Origin of the sequence: Prevotella sp. LCP21S3_D2 (genome assembly GCF_052118345.1) — a bacterium.
Taxonomy (GTDB): Bacteria; Bacteroidota; Bacteroidia; order Bacteroidales; family Bacteroidaceae; genus Prevotella.
In genome coordinates this window covers 155,066-173,224 of sequence record NZ_JBQKHJ010000001.1, presented here as the reverse complement: position 1 = coordinate 173,224, position 18,159 = coordinate 155,066, and the positions used below count along the sequence as shown (strand labels likewise).

Sequence of the window (18,159 nt, the reverse complement as noted above, 5' to 3'; positions counted from 1 at the left end):
GGCAGGATTACCTGCCTCATGAGATAAAACTAAACAATTCACATATTTATAATATAGAATATAATATGAAACACCTAAATAAATTAGCATCTGTCTTCTGCGTAGCTGCAATGGCATTGACAGCGATGACTGGATGCGAGGGAAGTGACATGTTCAGTGTTAACTCTCCTGATTGGATTTCAGAAAAGATAGACTCCATCAATGCCGCTAAGGGCAATGACAATGCATTGCCAGAAGGTGAAGAGGATGTTTACACAGTCGGTGCTACTGACTATTCTACAGGTTGGTGGACAGCCTTCTCCAAGTACTATGTCATTCCTGATGGCAAGACCTGGAATGCCGTGTTCAATCTGAACATCAACCCATCGGCTCCTAATACCTACAAGAACTTCGCCCTCATCCTTGCTAGTGATGATGATCGTGGTGGCGCTAACTATAAGGAGTATGGAGCTATCCGTTTCGATAATCAGCCAAGCGGTAACTCTGAGTGGGGTGATTATATCGACAGAAGTGGTGTAGTAAGTACTCTTACTTTTGATACTGATACCGATGAAGGCGTACAGAAGCTTGGTGGTACTGTGATTCTTACTGTAGACCGTTCTGATCCTAATGCCTTCAGCGTAAAGATTACCAACGGAACTGTAACCAAGACATACAAGCAGGCTACTCCTCTCCCAAATCTCAATCCGGATGCAAGCGATACCAACATCCGTGCATTCCTTGTACCGGAAGGTTCTTACATCAACTTCCTCCAGTCTAACCTCGAGCCAATCGGTGGTTTCACTTCTGCAGAGGATAAGCAGCCTCTTTCTATGGAGTTGCACTCTGTTCCTAAGAAGGTTTTGGTAGGTACATCTCTTGAGGATGCAATGGCCAACGTTTCTGCTACCATCACATTCGAGACTGGTATCACCAAGGAGGTTCCTGCTGCTGAACTCGGATTTGTGGCTGTTCCTAACATGGATCAGGTAGGTGTGAAGACACTCGTTGCTATCTACAACAAGACATTCAAGAACGAGAACTGCAGTTCTCCTATCACAGGTCAGGCTCAGTTCAGCGTTGTTGACAAGATGTTCAACAGTCTGGGTGCTACCGACAACTCAACTCCATTCTTCGGTGTTCTGTCAGATCCAGTAAAGGTAGCTCCTCATGAGACTCAGGTGATGCAGTTTACCAACTATACCAATGGTGGTAATAACTGGGAAAACTTCCTCGTTGTAATGGTAAACGGTGCTGGAACAGAATACGGTGTTACCCGTGCCGACTGCTTCGGTTGGGGTGCTGCTTATGACGGCAAGGCAACTCCATTCGGTGCTCCTGAAAATTGGGCAACATGGCTCGCTGACATGGATGGTGCAAAGGTTACCCTCTATACAACCAACAATGGTGATGGCACTGTTGATATCAAGTACGATATCCTGGCAGCTAATGGACATAAGTATCACATGGGCTACACTGGAATCTCTGGCGTAGATCCTAACGACTTCTTCGTCAAGCTCTCTCTTGAGAAGGCTCACCTGGAGTTTGATACCGTCATCGGTAATGAGGACAATACTTCTGCTTTCTTCGGAGCACTCTCTAATCTGTTTGATGTTCCTGCAGGCAAGACAGTTTCTACTCAGTTCGTCAACTACACAGCTGGTGGTTCTAACTGGCATAACTTCGTAGCAGTTCTTGTCAACAAGGCAAACGATAAGGAGTATGCTGCAGTTCGTGCCGACAACTACGGTTGGGGTACAGGATATGATGCATGTACTCATGACTGCTCATGGGAAGACTGGGGTGCTTGGCTTACAGCCATGGATGGTGCCAAGGTTCAGCTCTCTGTAACCAATGTAGGTGATGGTACAGCCAATATCAAGGCTAGCATGATAGGCAACAATGGTGTAACCTACACCCAGACCTATAATGGCATCAACAACATCGATGCTAATGATCTGGCATTCAAGCTCACTATAGAGAAGGCTCATCTCGTATTCGACCTTCCTTTCGCAAATTCATCATTTGCTGCCCGCAAGCACTATACACGTGCTCATCGCAGATAAGAGATTTTTGAAATAATATGATAAGGCATGGCCTATGTGAAAACACATTTCCACATAGGTCTGCCTTTTTGCATCATATCAGAAGTCTTGGTTTTCTTTTTACAAATCAATAATTTAACTCTATCAAGTTATGAAGAAATTATTACTCTCTATGTTGGGGCTTGCTGCCATCGGTGCTACTGCCCAGACACAGGTCAGCGACAACGACCTGACGAATGCTTATACGTCGAGAGCATATAATAAGCGTGTGGTTTGCCACGACCCGTCTATCGTGGTAGATGACATCACCAACCCTAACTCGCCTACCTATTATATATATGGTTCTCATCTGGGTAGGGGCAAGACCACTGCGGCAAGCAACTACCAGGAATGGACTCCGTTCAAGGCGGGCGAGGAAGCTGCCGGCAATGTGAACAGTCTCTTTGCCAACAAGCAGGGCACATTGGTTAATTATTCCATTGCCTATCAGTCGCATGTTGTCACCGAAGTGAAGAACAGCAAGGGTGAGAAGGTGAAGTTCGGCAACTTCAATGCCCACAGCTGGCAGTATAAAGGCTATAATGTGCAGGGCAATCAGTGGGCACCAGACATCGTATACAACAAGACCATGAAGAAATGGTGTATGTATATGAGTCTGAATGGAGACCACTGGTGCTCTTCCATCGTATGCTTTGTTTCAGATAATATCGAAGGACCTTGGACTTATCAGGGACCAGTAGTTTTCTCCGGTTTCCAGGGCACATACGCTCACAATTCATACGCTGCTGCGGATGACTGGAAACATACCGACTTTGCCATTGCCACAGGCGAAACCGCTCTTCCTTCCCGTTATAAGGTGGGCGATAAATGGGGAACCTATTGGCCAAACTGTATCGACCCATGCGTCTTCTATGATGATAACGACAACCTCTGGATGAGCTACGGCTCCTGGTCGGGTGGTATCTTTATGATTAAGTTGGATAAGACCAACGGTCTCCGCGACTATACCTATACCTTCCCTTACGAGGTGAATGGCAAGGTCACCACTCCGGGTGCTGCCAGTGCCAACTGTACCAGCGATCCTTACTTCGGCAAGAAGATTGCTGGTGGATATTACGTATCGGGTGAGGCAAGCTATATTCAGAAGATAGGCAAGTACTACTTCCTCTTCATGAGCTATGGTGGCTTGACCAGCGATGGCGGTTACCAGATGCGCATCTTCCGTTCTGAGAATCCAGATGGACCTTACAAGGATTGCTATGGCACATCGGCACTCTTCAAGAGTTATAAGATGAACTATAGTTCTGCCACAGAAGACAACCGTGGCGTATTGCTCTTTGGCGGTTACCAGTGGGATGCAATGAGCGGTGCTGAAATAGCACAGGGTCACAACTCTGCGTTTGTAGACAAGCAGAACCGTTCTTTCGTGGTTTACCACACCCGTTTCAGCAATGGTGGCGAGGGTCATCAGGTTCGTGTTCATCAGCTCTTCCTCAATGACGAGGGGTGGTTGATGGCAGCTCCATTCGAGTTTGACGGCGAGACCATCACCGATGCAGCTATCGCTTCCAAGGCATCTATCGCAGATGCTGACATTGCAGGCGACTATCAGTTCATGCGTCATCAGTATGGTCAGAACACCAAGGCAAAGGCTTTCGAGACTCCTGTGAACATTACTCTCAATGCCGATGGAACCATCACTGGTGCCGAGAAGGGAACCTGGAAGCGTACGGCTGGTACTGATTACATCCACCTGACTATCAATGATGTCGTATATCGTGGCGTACTGGTTAAGCAGACCATCGACTATACCAATATCCCAGCCATCGCCATCTCTGCTCTCTCTTCATCAAGCGGTAGCGTGGCACTGGGACAGAACAACTTCACCTATCAGCAGGAGGTTTGGGCTGTAAAGGCAGATGCCAAGGCAGCCATCAAGTATACCGTCAATAATCTGACTCTGCCATTTGCAGATGGTGCCACACTGAATGCGGCTCCTTCTCTGCCTACTCAGGGCAAGATGGGTGCGAATATTTCATGGAAGTCAAGCGATACCTCTATCCTGACCGATGAAGGCAAGGTGAAGGGAAAGGGCAAGGTAACCATGACCATGACCATCAGCAAGGATGAGTATGAGTATGTGAAGGATTATTCCCTGAATATCGATGCTGAGGCTGAGGAAACAACTCCGGTTTATTATCCGGTGTCTGCACTGAAGAATACAACTTCTGCTTGGTGGACCAACTTCTCGGCAGATTATAAGTTGCAGGCTGGTAAGAAGGCTCAGTTTAAGTTCTATAACTATAGTAATGCTGCTAACAACTGGTGCAACTGGGCTTTGTATGGTGCCAACGTGACACATGGTGCTACTGGCTATGCCGAGTATTTCGGTATCCGTTGCGATAATTGGAACAACACTACTGCTTCTAACACTGGCTGTGTAAGCAATTACGTTTGGGATACCTTCAAGAATGATATGAACGGGTCTTTGGTTGACATGAACGTGGAGTATGCCGCTAATGGAGCCTTCAAGATGACTGCTACAATCACAACTACCAGCAAGAAGGTATACAACTATTCGTTCTCTACCACCATTGCCAGCAAACCTAGCCAGATTACCTTGTTCTTCGTAAACGAGGGTTCCTATATCGATGGCTCTAGCCTCGTAGATACCGGAATCGCTCCTATCATTATCCAGAAGAAGCAGAATGACGGCAAGTGGTACAATCTTGCAGGTCAGCTGGTGGACAAGAGCTACAAGGGTGTAGTGATTGTAAATGGAAGAAAGTTTGTGAACAAGTAATTCTCTTATATATTATAATAAGGTATAATACAAAGAAGATGAATTTATCTAAAATACTATTGGGAGCAGCAATGATGATTGCTGCTCCTGCTGTAAAAGGCGGTTGCCAGATGATGGCACAGAATGCTCCTCTGGAGCCTGTCGTGGTAGACACTCCTATGGTTCACGACCCCGTGATGGCTTATGAAAACGGCAAGTACTATCTCTACTGCACGGGTCATGGCATTGCGCAGATGACTTCTACCGACCACAAGCATTGGACCTTGAATCCGCAGGGTGTATTGAAAGACGAGGCGCGTGGTGCTTTCCCTGCCTGGACCCATGATAGTGTGCCGGGTTATGAGAGTCATACCTGGGCACCTGATGTCATCAAGTATAAGAACAAGTGGTATATGGCTTATTCCTGTTCTACCTTCGGCAAGAACACCTCTGCCATCGGATTGCTCAGCAATGTTTCTTTAGCCGATACCGATGGTTGGAAAGACGAGGGTTGTCTCATTGTCTCAAAGGGTGGAAAAGTGAATTGGAATGCCATCGATCCTAATTTCGTGATAGATGAGAAGGGCAAGCCTTGGCTTACTTGGGGTTCTTTCTGGGATGGCATCCAGCTCATTCCGCTGGACAAGAAGACGATGCATGTGAAGAAGGGCGCCAAGCCTCAGACCATTGCCCGCCGTTATGCACTCAATCAGATTGATGTGCCTACCAATCCTACTTCCAAGGATGCCGGCACCAATGCCATCGAGGCTCCATTCATCATGAAGCATGGTGGTTATTACTATCTCTTCGTCAGTTGGGATTACTGCTGCCAAGGGATGAAGAGTACCTATCGTGTTGCCGTAGGCAGAAGCAAGAAGGTTTCCGGTCCTTATCTGGACAAGACGGGTAAGGATATGCGAGAGGGTGGTGGCACCCTGCTGCTGGAAGGTGACAAGAAGGAATATGAGGCGATGGGCCATTGTTCAGCCTACTCCTTCCCTGATGGCGATTTCTTCTTCTGCCATGGTTACAGTATCGCCAAGAATGGCGCCAGCATCCTGGTCCAGAAGCGAATCAACTGGACGGAAGATGGGTGGCTGACGCTGGAATAAGATATATTAGCTTATTGTTAAAATAGAGTTAAAATAGCGTTTATTCCGCTACGAACGGTAAAAAATCGGTTTCGTAGCGAAATAAGCGCTATTTTCTTTCGCTATTTTCGAAATTTGTCGTATATTTGCAGCATCTAATTGAGTATGATTATGTGTGAAATAATAGGTAGAAAAAAGGAAATAGCAGAATTGAAGCGTTACTACGCAAGTAGTAGGGCAGAGTTTGTGGCTGTGTATGGTCGTCGCCGTGTCGGTAAAACATTCTTGATTGATGAGGTGTTTCATGATGATATGGTGTTTCATCATACAGGATTGTCGCCTTACGACCGTCGTCGTAAGATAACTTTGAAAGACCAGTTGCAGAATTTCTATTTCTCGCTTCTTCGCCATGGCATGGAGGATATTGCGCAACCTAAGTCGTGGATGGAGGCTTTCTTTTTGCTGGAACGTTTTTTGGAAACTTGCGATAATGGTTCCCGACAGGTGGTATTTATCGACGAGTTGCCTTGGATGGATACGGCACGTTCCGGTTTTCTTACCGCATTAGAGGCTTTCTGGAATGGTTGGGGCAATATGCGCCATAATCTTTTGCTCGTAGTCTGTGGTTCTGCCACCTCCTGGATGCTTGATAATCTAATCAGTAATAAAGGTGGATTATATGGTCGTTTGACAGGAGAAATCAAACTGTCACCGTTTACTTTGAAAGAATGTGAGGAATTCTATCAGAGTCGTGGCATCAAGATGTCCCGTTATAATATTACGCAGGCTTATATGATTATGGGGGGAATTCCTTTCTATATGAATTTCTTTAATCCAACCTATAGTCTGGCTCAGAACATAGATGCCTTGTTCTTTGACCGTCAGGCGAAGCTGGGGGATGAGTTTGACAGGCTCTTCAATTCTGTGTTTGATCATGCAGAAGACTGTATGAAGATTGTGCGCTTTTTGGGAACCCGGCATGCAGGTTTCACCCGTAAGGAAATAGCGGAGCATACCGGTTTGAATCCGAATGGTGATTTTACCAAGATGCTGAAAGCCTTGTTGGGCAGTGATTTTGTGGTGAAATATACTCCATTTGGTTTCAGTCAGCGAGAGGAGTATTACAAGCTTATCGATTCCTTTTGCTGGTTCTGGCTTCATTTTAAGGAGAAGAAGGCAGTAAAGCAAACTGACTACTGGCAGCAGCATTTGAAGGAGAGCGACATTGCCTCATGGCGTGGCATTGCTTTCGAGGAGGTTTGTTTGCAGCATATTTCGCAGATAAAATATGCTCTTCATATTGGTGCTGTGTCTTCGCAGGAGTCTTCTTTAGTGTTGAAGGGTGATACTGAAAATGATGGTATGCAAATTGATCTTTTGATAGAACGTGCTGATGATGTAGTGAATGTTTGTGAGATGAAGTTCTATAAGTCTCCATTTACTATCACGAAGTCGTATGCACAAGTTTTGGGTACTCGTTTACAAACTTTGGAGAAGATGTTTCCGGCATTGACTTTCCATCTGACTTATATTGGAGCTACAGATTTAGTTAGCAATGAGTATTCCGACTTGTTTGCTTCTTCTCTTACATTGGATGATTTGTTTAGCTGATAGGAGGTTCAATAACAAAGCTTTGTTTGTATAACTCTCAAAACACGTTAAAGAAAAGATTGCTGATTTCATGAAATATTATGTGACAGCACTGCTGTCCCGTTTAGAAATCGTCGGGGCTGAAAAGGCTAGGATATAGCCAATCCGCCGTCACTTCTGTTGGAACAGCTTTGTTAAACAATTCATTTAAAGGAGTCTTGTCCGTAAGGAATAGACCCACGTTCTTTGAAATAGTGTGTAGCGATTGATCTATGTGCATCACTTTCTTTGCATAAGCTAAAAGCAAGTATGTGCATATGGCAATCCAGATTTGCAGATATATGGCATTCTCGGAAGTTCCGTAAAAAGATTTGATGTGAAGGTGTTGCTTAATTCATTTAAAGTAAAGTTCCACGTTCCATCTTTCCCTATATAATTCAGATATGGTAAGCGGTTCATATTCCATGTTGTTTGTGAGAAACCTATACACCTTATTGGTTGCATAGTCCTCATAGGTTACCATTCTAAGTTCTTCAGGATACCATTTGGCAGTATGTAGTCCTGTTAATTTGATACGTTCATCAGAAATGATACCAGTGCTCTTGTCAACTTCGGCTTCTGATACAACTTCAAAAAGCATGTTATCTTTTGCCCTAGTAACAAAGAATGCATTCTTCTTAGTTATCAACTTGAAGAGTCTGTTAAAATCTACATATCCTCTGTCCATCAAATAGATAGCAGAAGGTTCTATGTAGAGATTATCAAGAGCTTTTACATCATTAACCGATGCTGATGTCAAATAAACTGAGACTGGAAGATTTCCTCGCAAATCGACTAATGTGTGCATCTTGATGCCACCTTTGTTTTTGCGAAACTTTGCCCAAGGACATAATTTGAGACACAGACTTATAGTACTGCTATCAAAAGCATATACCATGTTGTCAAGGTCTAATCTGAACTTGTCTTTGGCATAAAGAGGACGTACTTTTTTCAAAAGAACGTCTGCAAAATCTTTATAGATATGCCAATCTCGCTTCTCGTTAGCTTTTGCTAGAGTATTACGTGGTACAGCATAACTAATACCACAATGGTAAAGTTTGCTGGAGAGTGCCGTAAGGCAGTTTTCTATATCTCGAAGACTATCACGACCTGTTAATTGAGCATAGCTCATTACTGGAAATTGGTCTTTACAAGAGAAGTTTCTTGCTCTGTAGTTTCCCTTATCACGGTCTACACAACTTTTGAAATCACGTTCTGGTATAAGTGACATAATCTGAGAAAATATAGTTTTGCCTTTGTTCATCGCACACGTATTTTAAATATGCGTGCAAAGATACAAAATCAAATCGAGTACACTAAAAAGTCCGTAAACTTTTGAGTATTAACAACTTATTTAATGATCGTCTCGTTTTAACGGGACACTAGTGTCTTGTAATGTTAATATATAATCCGATAGCTCATTTGTCATAATGGCGTCTAAAGAACGATAACGCTAGCAAAAGTACGAAAAAATGGCTACGGGTGTAGCCATTCTCCGTATCTTTTATGGTATTTTGAACGTTTTTATTTCCTTAGAAACACTTTTTCAAAGTATTTGAGGATATAAATGATACATACAGCTATAATAGCTTTGAATAACGATGTCTTCCATTCAATACTATCAGACAATCATAAAAAACGAGGCGGCAAACTGCATCACGCAGGTTGCCGCCTTCTCTTTTTAACTAACTATCTTATCAACTATTCAAAATGGATCATATGATGGAGTTGTCTAGGGCTTGACGCCCCAGACGTAGCTTGTTTACTTCAAACGGATGATATTCAGCGAGCTGGCTGGAATCTCTACCGTAGCACCATTCTTCTCTGTAGTTACATAGTTTTCTACAGGATAGATGTTGGTAGGATTGTCGATGGTGTTCTCCTCCAGACCGTTCTTGGCAGAAAGGCGGATGAGCTTGCCATTCTTGATCTCCTTGCCCTGAAGATTAATCTTCGCTGTGGTGTGCTCGGTGCTGGTGTTGGCAATCTTCAGGATTACCTCGCCAGTCTTCTCATCAAGCGTTGCTGTTGAGAAGATGCCAGGAAGGGTGTTTGCCTTCAACTTGGTAGCGAATACCTCCTTGCCATCCAACTTGGCGAAGATGCTGTCGCCCACTACCTTCAGCTCGATATCGTACCACTTGCCGGTTTCAATCTTGCCTGGGCAGGTAGCCACCTGACTCTTGGCACCATTCACGATAGACTCCACACCGTGCTGGGTGTTGTTCCAGCCACCAAGGTTCAACCAGCAGTAGTTGTTCTTATCCACGTAGTTGAAGATGATGAGGAAACCTTCGTTTCCGGCATCCTTCTTCGCGCGTACCTTATATATATAGCCGTTGCTGGTAATCTCACCTGGGTTCAAGTGGATGCAGCTCTCTTCGTTGCTGGTCTGCTTGATGATGCTGCCTTCTGTCTTCCACTGACCGCGGATGTCGGTAGGCAACTCCTGCAAGGTCATCGGCAGCGCCTTGCCGTTCTCATCGCTGTAGCCCTTGTCCTCGAAAGAAACCTGGGTGCCCCAAGTTCCCATTCCCACACGGCAGATGGCTGGCTTCACCTGAGTCTGCTCATATTTGTATGGATTCTCCTGGTTCACCTTCAGTACACGGGTACCGATGTTGTTCGCCATCACGTTCTGGACATAGTAGGATGGAGTTCCGAATACCTTATCTGATGTATACTGAATCATATCCGGTGCCCACATGCGGTTGTTGAGGTTGGCGAAGATAGGAGCATAGGATGCCATGGTCACAATATCAGAATTGTTTTCGATGCCCATCATATAGACTGCCTCACCGAGTGCTGCATCGAGCGAACCCATATTGCCGAAGCCCTGGGTTACGGCATATTCACCTACATAAATCTCGCTGCCCTTGCGGTCGTAGTTATCATACTTGTTGAAGTTCTCAGCAAACCAGGCTGGGTTTCTGTAGTAGTGCTCATCGAGTAATTCCACGCTCTCGTTGCTTTCCCACTTAGGGTTATCATCGCCCCAGGCTACCACGTTACCGATGAGGTGCATCTTAGGATATTTCGCCAATACGGCATCCTTGAACTTCTTGAAGCGCTCGTAGTAGTGGTCGCTCTGAGCCGCAGGATCCGGCTGGTTGTTCTCATTACCAATCTCCAGATATTCGATGTTGTATGGTTCCGGATGACCGTTCTTGGCACGCAGCGCACCATACTTGGAGGTAACAGGACCATTGGCATACTCCAGGGCATTCATGCACTCATCAATCCAAGGCTGGATGCTATCAACAGGAGTCATACCGCCGTGCCACAAACCAACATTCACAACATAGAGAGGTTTGGCGTTCAAATCTTCGGCAAGCTGCAGATATTCATCGAATCCCATACCGTCGCTGGTGCGATAGCGCCAGTTTACGTTCTTATGTCCCGGACGCTCCTCTATAGGACCGATGGTCTTCTCCCAGTGGAATGCATTCTCAGGAGACTCCTGTCCCTCTACGTAGCAACCGCCAGGGAAACGGACGAACTTAGGATGGATGTTATAAAGAAGCTGAGCCAGGTCAGGGCGCAAGCCATTCTCGCGATTCTTGAAAGTAGGAGGGAAGAGGCTTACCACATCCAGAACGATGGTACCCTTTCCGTCGGCTACGAGTTCAAACTGTGCTTTCGCATCGTTGGCATTGGCTGTAAGTTCAGCTGTATATTTGGTCCACTTCTTGCCTACCTTGGCATTGAGGGATGTTTCTGCATACACCTTATCGCCCTTGGTGTTGGTGAGGCGAGCCTTCAATCCGCCCTTGTAGCTGCCTTTCGCCCAGAAAGAGAGTTTGTAGGTTCTGCCTTGGAAGGCGTTGATGCCCCAGAAGCCCTCATTGATGAGAGAGGCTGTAGCTGCAGGCTTGGCAGCGATGGTAAGCTGTAGTGCCTTGCCCTGTGCATTGTTGAGCAAACCCTTGTTGATGAGTTGTGCATTGATCTTAGCACCTTCCTGAGCGGCAGTCTTCCAGGTTGGAATATTCTTGTCATCATCCTCGAAGGAGCGATTGCTGATGAGTTCGGCATAGAGACCGCCGTCGGCAGCATGGTTGATATCCTCGAAGAAGATACCATAGAGGTTAGGAGATACCTTGATGCCTGGGTTTGAGGCATCTACATTGATGGTAACCTGTGCGTTGGCAGCCAAAGCTGAGGCGAGCACAGCCGAAAGTAAAATCTGTCTTTTCTTATTCATTTGTTTATTCTTTATTCTTAGGTTTGTTTATTTTATTTCTTGTTGATGGCATGAAATCAAGCTTAGCCTGAATCCATGCGGCTATTAATACACAGTTGCAAAAGTACACAAAATGCACAAGAAACAGGTGGACAAAATGCGAAATATAGTGTAAAAGGTGGATTTTCATCAGAAAATCCACCTTTTGTTTATTGTTGGTCAATAAAATCGGTTTTAATATAGTAATACCAGTCCGGCAAAAGCCGAGTAGAGTATCATGCGGATAGGATTGATCTTCATCACCTTCACGCCGATAAAGGTGGCAAAGAAGAGGGCGATGGAGATGTAGAAATGCCAGGGATTGGCTGGCGTAGAGAAGTTCTCGCCATTCATCAGAAGCAGGGCTGCGGCTCCTACCAGACCGACGATGGCTGGGCGAAGACCGATGAAGATGCTCTGGACGGCTGAGGTGTTCATATACTTGTACAGCATCTTGCTGATAAGAATCATCAAAACCAAGGATGGGAGAACCAACGCAAAGGTTGCCATGGCACTTCCGAGTACAGCCATCATGCCACTCATGCCGGCATTATGGACTGCTGTATAGCCACAATAGGTGGCGGCGTTGATACCGATAGGACCCGGTGTCATCTGAGAGATGGCAACCACATCGGTAAACTCTTGCATCGTCATCCAATGATACTGCGTAACTACCTGTCCCTGGATCAGGGAAATCATGGAATAGCCACCTCCGAATCCGAAGATGCCTATCTGAAGGAATACGATGAAAAGCTGAAGAAATATCATTTCAATTAATAATTAATAATTGATAATTAACAATGAGGCTTACGCCTTTGCCTCGGAGGCTTCTATACATTATTAATTATACATTGTACATTAAACTTTACTCCGTTGGCTGGATAAACTGTCCATAGATGTATCCACCTACGGCAGCAGCGATAATAATCCAGATTGGGTTGACGCCCAGAAGCCATATCAGGAGGGCTGACAGGATAGGAATCCAGCAGTTGACAAGCGAAATTCCGGCACTCTTGGCAAGCGAGAATGTAGGTACGGCGATCAATGCCACGACGGCAGGACGGATGCCTGCAAACATGGCAGCAATCACCTTGTTGTCTTCAAACTGATGGAAAAACATGGCTATCGCCAGGATAATAAGGAAGGATGGCAACGAAGCGCCGAGGGTGCAGACGATGGCTCCCGGTGTCTTTGCCAACTTATATCCGAGCAGGGAACTCATGTTGATGGCCAAGGCCCCCGGACAAACCTGGGTAGTAGCGATGGCATCCAGAAATTCCTCCTTCGTCATCCAATGATGCTTGTCGACGACTTCGGATTCTATAATAGGAATCATGGCATAGCCACCACCAAAGGTGACTATGCCAATCTTCATGAATGTCTTAAATAAATCTGTATATTTCATTTATTTACTTTACTCTTTCTTCAATCCACTGACGTGCATTGACAAATGCCTCAATCCAAGGAGTTACCTCGTCGTTGCGGCGACCAGCTGGATACCAAGCGTTCTGCCATGGGAAGATGGCACGCTCCAAGTGTGGCATCATTGCCAAGTGGCGACCATCTGCAGAGCAGATACCTGCTACATTGTAGTCACTGCCGTTAGGATTACCTGGATACTCAGCGTAGTTGTACTTCGCTATGATGTTGTAGTGATCCTCTGGCTCAGGCAGGTAGAAACGGCCCTCGCCGTGAGCTACCCAGATACCGAGCTTATCACCGCTCAAGCTACCGAACATCACACTGTCGTTCTGAGGAATAGTCAAACCGAGGAATGTACTCTCGAACTTCTTGGATGTGTTGTGGCAGAGGTGTGAACGATGCTTGTGCTCAGGATTGATGAGGTTCAACTCAACCATCAGCTGACAACCGTTACAGATACCGAGTGAAAGGGTGTCCTCGCGGGCATAGAACTTATCAAGTGCCTCCTTAGCCTTAGGATTGTAGAGGAATGCACCAGCCCAACCCTTGGCAGAACCGAGAACGTCGGAGTTAGAGAAACCACCGCAGAATACGATGAAGTTTACATCCTCCAAGGTCTCACGACCGGAAATCAAGTCGGTCATCATCACATCCTTTACATCGAAGCCGGCGAGATACATAGAGTATGCCATTTCACGCTCACCATTGGTACCCTTCTCACGGATGATAGCTGCCTTGATGCCTGATGGCTTGCGACGGTTAGCGTCTAGGCTGTAGCTAGCGAGAGTTCCCTTGAAGCCATAACCGAAGTTCATCTCGATAGGCTGCTTCTTATAATTGGTGTAACGCTTCTTAGCCATACCGTTCATGCTCTGCTTGCGGTCGAGGAGGTAAGATGTCTTATACCAGTCATCACGCAATGCATCGATATCGAACTCGTGCTCGAAGCCTTCCTTCTTGATGATGATCTTGCGGAGCTCAGGAGCAGGATAACCAATCTTGGCATAACCGATACCGTTCTCATCGAAGAATGCCTTCAACTCGTCCTTGTGAGCATCGCTTACCTGGATGACAACACCTGGGTTCTCTGCGAAGAGAGTCTTGATGATGTCGGCATCTGCGATGTCGTGGAGGTTGATCTTCATACCGCCCTCTACGTTGGCGAATGTCATTTCGAGGAGAGTTGTAATCAAACCACCGGCACTGATATCGTGACCAGCCATTACCCAACCACGGTTGATGAGTTCCTGTACGGCATTGAAACAGTCAACGAAGTAGTCTGGGTTCTTGACGGTAGGAACATCGCTGCCCACCTTGCCCAGGCTCTGTGCGAAGGCTGAACCACCGAGGCGCTGCTCGTCGAAGCTGAAGTCGATATGATAGAGGCTAGAGTTCTTGTCGTTAACGAGAACTGGGCTAACCACCTTCTTGACATCTGAAACCTCACCACCAGCACTTACGATAACGGTACCTGGAGCGATAATCTTCTCGCCGTTAGGATACTGCTGGGTCAATGAGAGAGAGTCCTTACCTGTTGGTACGTTCACGTGGATGGCGCAGCAGAAGTCTGACAATGCCTTCACACCCTCGTACAGACGGGCATCCTCACCCTTCTGGCTACGGCAAGGCCACATCCAGTTAGCAGAGAGGCTGATGCTGTCCATGCCATCTGCCAATGGAGCCCATACGATATTAGTCAATGACTCTGCTACAGAGAGTACTGAACCTGCCTTAGGATCGGCAAGACCAGCCTGAGGAGCATGACCCATTGCAGTTACGATACCCTTCTCGCCACGGTAGTCGAGTGCTACGACACCACAGTCTGAGAGTGGCAACTGAATCTGACCCTGACCCTGCTGACGGGCAATCTTACCTGTTACGGAACGGTCCACCTTATTGGTCAACCAATCCTTACAAGCCACAGCTTCCATCTGGAGAACACGCTTCAAGTACTCGTCGAGGTTATCTGCAGAATAAGTTACATCTTCATATTTACGCTCTACGGTCTCATCCACCATCACAGTCTTAGGAGTATGACCGAACATCTGAGCTACATCGAGGTCGAATGGCTTCACGCCGTCTGCCTGCTTGAAGCTGAAGTGAGCATCGCCAGTAGTCTCACCAACCACGTACATTGGAGCACGCTCACGGTCGGCAATCTTCTGAACCTCGCTGATATACTTCTCGTCGATGAGCAAGCCCATGCGCTCCTGGCTCTCGTTGGCGATGATTTCCTTAGCGCTCAAAGTCTTGTCGCCGATAGGCAACTTAGACATATCGATTTCGCCACCGCACTCTTCTACCAACTCAGAGAGACAGTTCAAGTGACCGGCTGAACCGTGGTCGTGGATGCTGACTACTGGGTTCTCATCGTTCTCAACGAGTGCACGAACCAGGTTGTAGGCACGTTTCTGCATCTCAGGGTTGGCACGCTGAACAGCGTTCAACTCGATACCGTTGCTGTAACGGCCTGTATCTACAGAAGAAACAGAACCACCACCAAGACCGATGCGATAGTTGTCACCACCTACTACGACAACCTTGTTGCCCTTCTGTGGCTCACCCTTCTTATAGTCACGCTTCTTGCCGTAGCCTACACCACCAGCAAGCATGATTACCTTATCGTATGCATACTTCTCACCATTCTCCTCGTGCTCGAATGTAAGCACAGAACCGGTGATGAGAGGCTGACCGAACTTGTTACCGAAGTCTGATGCACCGTTGGAGGCCTTGATCAGAATCTGTTCAGGAGTCTGATAGAGCCACTTACGAACAGGCATGATGTCTTCCCAGTCGCGCTCAGCATCGCTCTTGCCGTTGTCATCCTTCAAGCGAGGATAAGCAGTCATGTAGCAGGCAGTACCTGCGATAGGCCATGAACCTACACCACCACCCATACGGTCGCGGATCTCACCACCTGTACCGGTAGCAGCACCATTGAAAGGCTCTACGGTAGTAGGGAAGTTGTGAGTCTCAGCCTTCAGAGAGATAACACTCTCGATATTCTTCACCTGGAAGAAACCGCTGGTAGTCTGATCGGCTGGAGCAAACTGCTCGATGACAGGCCCCTGTGAGAAAGCCACATTATCCTTATAGGCAGAGAGAATCTTGTTAGGGTTCTCCTGAGTGGTCTTCTTGATCATGCTGAAGAGAGAAGACTCCATCTCCTTACCGTCGATGATAAACTGGCCGCCGAAGATCTTGTGGCGGCAGTGCTCTGAGTTGATCTGTGCGAAACCGAAGATTTCGCTGTCGGTGAGAGGGCGTCCGTTCTCTTTCTCCAGCTTGTGGAGATAAGCCATTTCGTCCTCGCTGAGGGCAAGACCCTCTTCCTCGTTATACTTCTCGAGGTCATCGACGTACTTGATAGGTTCTGGCTGGTGGTTCACGGTGAACACATCCTGACCGATACCGTTGTACATACGCTGGAGCATAGGGTCGTGCTCAGCGTCTTCGCTATCCACAGGGAAGTACTCCTCGATACGCGAAATGCCGTTAAGACTCATGTTCTGAGTAATCTCAACGGCATTCGTACTCCAAGGAGTAATCATTTCACGGCGTGGACCGACATAGAAGCCCTGCAACTGCTGGGCGTCCTCTAAAGTCGCGTCACCATAAAGCCAACAAAGTTCATTGATTTCGTCCTGAGATGGTTTGTGATCAATCTCGGTCGCAATCACACTCTTAGATGGAGTTCTGAAAAAAAGAATCATACTATTTCTCTTTTTATTATGTTAATGTATTTATTTTTCTTTCGGTTGCAAAGATAGCGCTAAATTTTGGAAATACAAAGCCTTTGCTCGTATTTTTATAGTTAGTTAATGCTTTCCCCTTGTAAAAAACTACAAAATATTGATTTTGTGGTTAAAAATGTCTAAAACGCTTTGACAAATGATGGTTATTCGGGTCTAATAAGTAACTTTGCACCGTGAAAGCGTGTGTAACATTTAAATGTGTTTTTAATAACTGAAAATAAAAATAAAGGAATATGAAACAGACTAAGATTTTTGCAATGGTTTTGATGGCAGCAGCTTTGTTGACAACAAGTTGCGCTAGTAAGAAGGATCTTCAGAATTGCCAGACAGAAAACAGAGAGTTGACTGCCAATTACCAAGATACAAAGGAGAAGTTGGCTGCTACAGAGGCTAGTCTCGCTGCAGCTCAGCAGCAGCTTGCTACTGCAAAGAGCGACTACGCTAAGTTGCAGAGTGCTCTTGACAAGAGTTTGACAAATGCTAATCAGAACAACATTAGCATCGAGAAGCTCGTTGACCAGATCAATGAGAGCAACCAGTACATCCGTCATTTGGTTGAGGTGAAGAGCAAGAGCGATTCTCTGAACATGGTATTGACCAATAACCTGACCCGCTCACTCAGCCGTGAGGAGATGAAGGAAGTTGACGTTCAGGTATTGAAGGGTGTGGTTTACATCTCTTTGGCTGACAACATGCTCTATCAGAGCGGTAGCTATGAGGTGAACAGCCGTGCTAAGGAGACTTTGAGCAAGATTGCCAAGATTATCCAGGACTACAAGGATTACGATGTACTCATTGAGGGTAACACTGATAACGTGCCTGTAAGCACAACAAGTGCCAAGATGAAGAACATCCGTAACAACTGGGACCTCTCTGCTCTCCGTGCAGCTTCTGTTGTTCAATATCTCCAGGACAACTTCGGTGTTAATCCTAAGCGTATGACTGCTGGTGGTCGTGGTGAGTACAACCCTGTTACAACCAACAATACAGAGGTTGGCAAGCAGCGTAACCGTCGTACCCAGATTATCATCACTCCTAAGCTCGACCAGTTCATGGACTTGATCGACAAGGCTCCAGAGGATTCTCAGAAGTAATCTTGGTAGATTATGAAGAATGAATAATCAGGGCTTGCACATCATTGCGTCCTGATGTATATGATAGAAGGCACCAATGGGTTTATGCTCATTGGTGCCTTTTTTGTATAAATATGCATGAATTATAGAAGATGGCTTAG

At 46.2% G+C, this 18,159-nt stretch carries 9 protein-coding genes and 1 pseudogene; 5 read left to right on the top strand and 5 right to left on the bottom strand.

Annotated features, from left to right (window positions below; all coding sequences use genetic code 11):
* Positions 1-65 precede the first annotated feature (65 nt).
* From ACTQ16_RS00780 to ACTQ16_RS00765, 4 genes and pseudogenes are all read left to right on the top strand, one after another.
* A pseudogene (locus ACTQ16_RS00780) lies at positions 66-1,508 on the top strand (hypothetical protein); the annotation flags it as partial.
* A gap of 667 nt (positions 1,509-2,175) precedes the next feature.
* Positions 2,176-4,827 carry a lipocalin-like domain-containing protein gene (locus ACTQ16_RS00775; RefSeq protein WP_441935628.1) on the top strand — a complete coding sequence of 884 codons (2,652 nt, stop codon included), beginning with the start codon at positions 2,176-2,178 and terminating at the stop codon, positions 4,825-4,827.
* A gap of 110 nt (positions 4,828-4,937) precedes the next feature.
* The gene (locus ACTQ16_RS00770) at positions 4,938-5,918 is read left to right on the top strand and encodes a family 43 glycosylhydrolase (RefSeq protein WP_441935858.1); all 981 of its coding nucleotides are present in this window, start codon (positions 4,938-4,940) and stop codon (positions 5,916-5,918) included.
* A gap of 150 nt (positions 5,919-6,068) precedes the next feature.
* On the top strand, positions 6,069-7,508 hold the full coding sequence (locus tag ACTQ16_RS00765; RefSeq protein WP_441935627.1) for an AAA family ATPase: 1,440 nt from the start codon (positions 6,069-6,071) through the stop codon (positions 7,506-7,508).
* Positions 7,509-7,881: 373 nt separating this feature from the next.
* Here the strand turns inward: ACTQ16_RS00765 and ACTQ16_RS00760 are convergent, their stop codons facing one another.
* The 5 genes from ACTQ16_RS00760 to purL form a co-directional block, all read right to left on the bottom strand.
* Positions 7,882-8,790 (bottom strand): IS4 family transposase, encoded by a 909-nt coding sequence (locus tag ACTQ16_RS00760; protein ID WP_441935626.1) that lies wholly within the window; start codon positions 8,788-8,790, stop codon positions 7,882-7,884.
* A gap of 498 nt (positions 8,791-9,288) precedes the next feature.
* The gene (locus tag ACTQ16_RS00755; RefSeq protein ID WP_441935625.1) at positions 9,289-11,730 is read right to left on the bottom strand and encodes an alpha-L-arabinofuranosidase C-terminal domain-containing protein; all 2,442 of its coding nucleotides are present in this window, start codon (positions 11,728-11,730) and stop codon (positions 9,289-9,291) included.
* Between the two features lie 213 nt (positions 11,731-11,943).
* Positions 11,944-12,516: a chromate transporter gene (locus tag ACTQ16_RS00750; RefSeq protein WP_441935623.1), complete on the bottom strand. Its 573-nt coding sequence runs from the start codon at positions 12,514-12,516 to the stop codon at positions 11,944-11,946.
* A gap of 97 nt (positions 12,517-12,613) precedes the next feature.
* Positions 12,614-13,153, bottom strand: a complete 540-nt coding sequence (locus ACTQ16_RS00745; protein ID WP_153123710.1) for a chromate transporter — start codon at positions 13,151-13,153, stop codon at positions 12,614-12,616.
* A gap of 4 nt (positions 13,154-13,157) precedes the next feature.
* Entirely contained in the window at positions 13,158-16,883 is a 3,726-nt protein-coding gene (purL, locus tag ACTQ16_RS00740) for a phosphoribosylformylglycinamidine synthase (RefSeq protein ID WP_441935621.1), read from the bottom strand.
* A gap of 275 nt (positions 16,884-17,158) precedes the next feature.
* On the opposite strand from purL, the gene ACTQ16_RS00735 reads away from it, so the two are divergent.
* Positions 17,159-18,019, top strand: coding sequence for an OmpA family protein (locus ACTQ16_RS00735; protein WP_293630084.1), 861 nt, complete (start codon positions 17,159-17,161; stop codon positions 18,017-18,019).
* Positions 18,020-18,159: the final 140 nt, after the last annotated feature.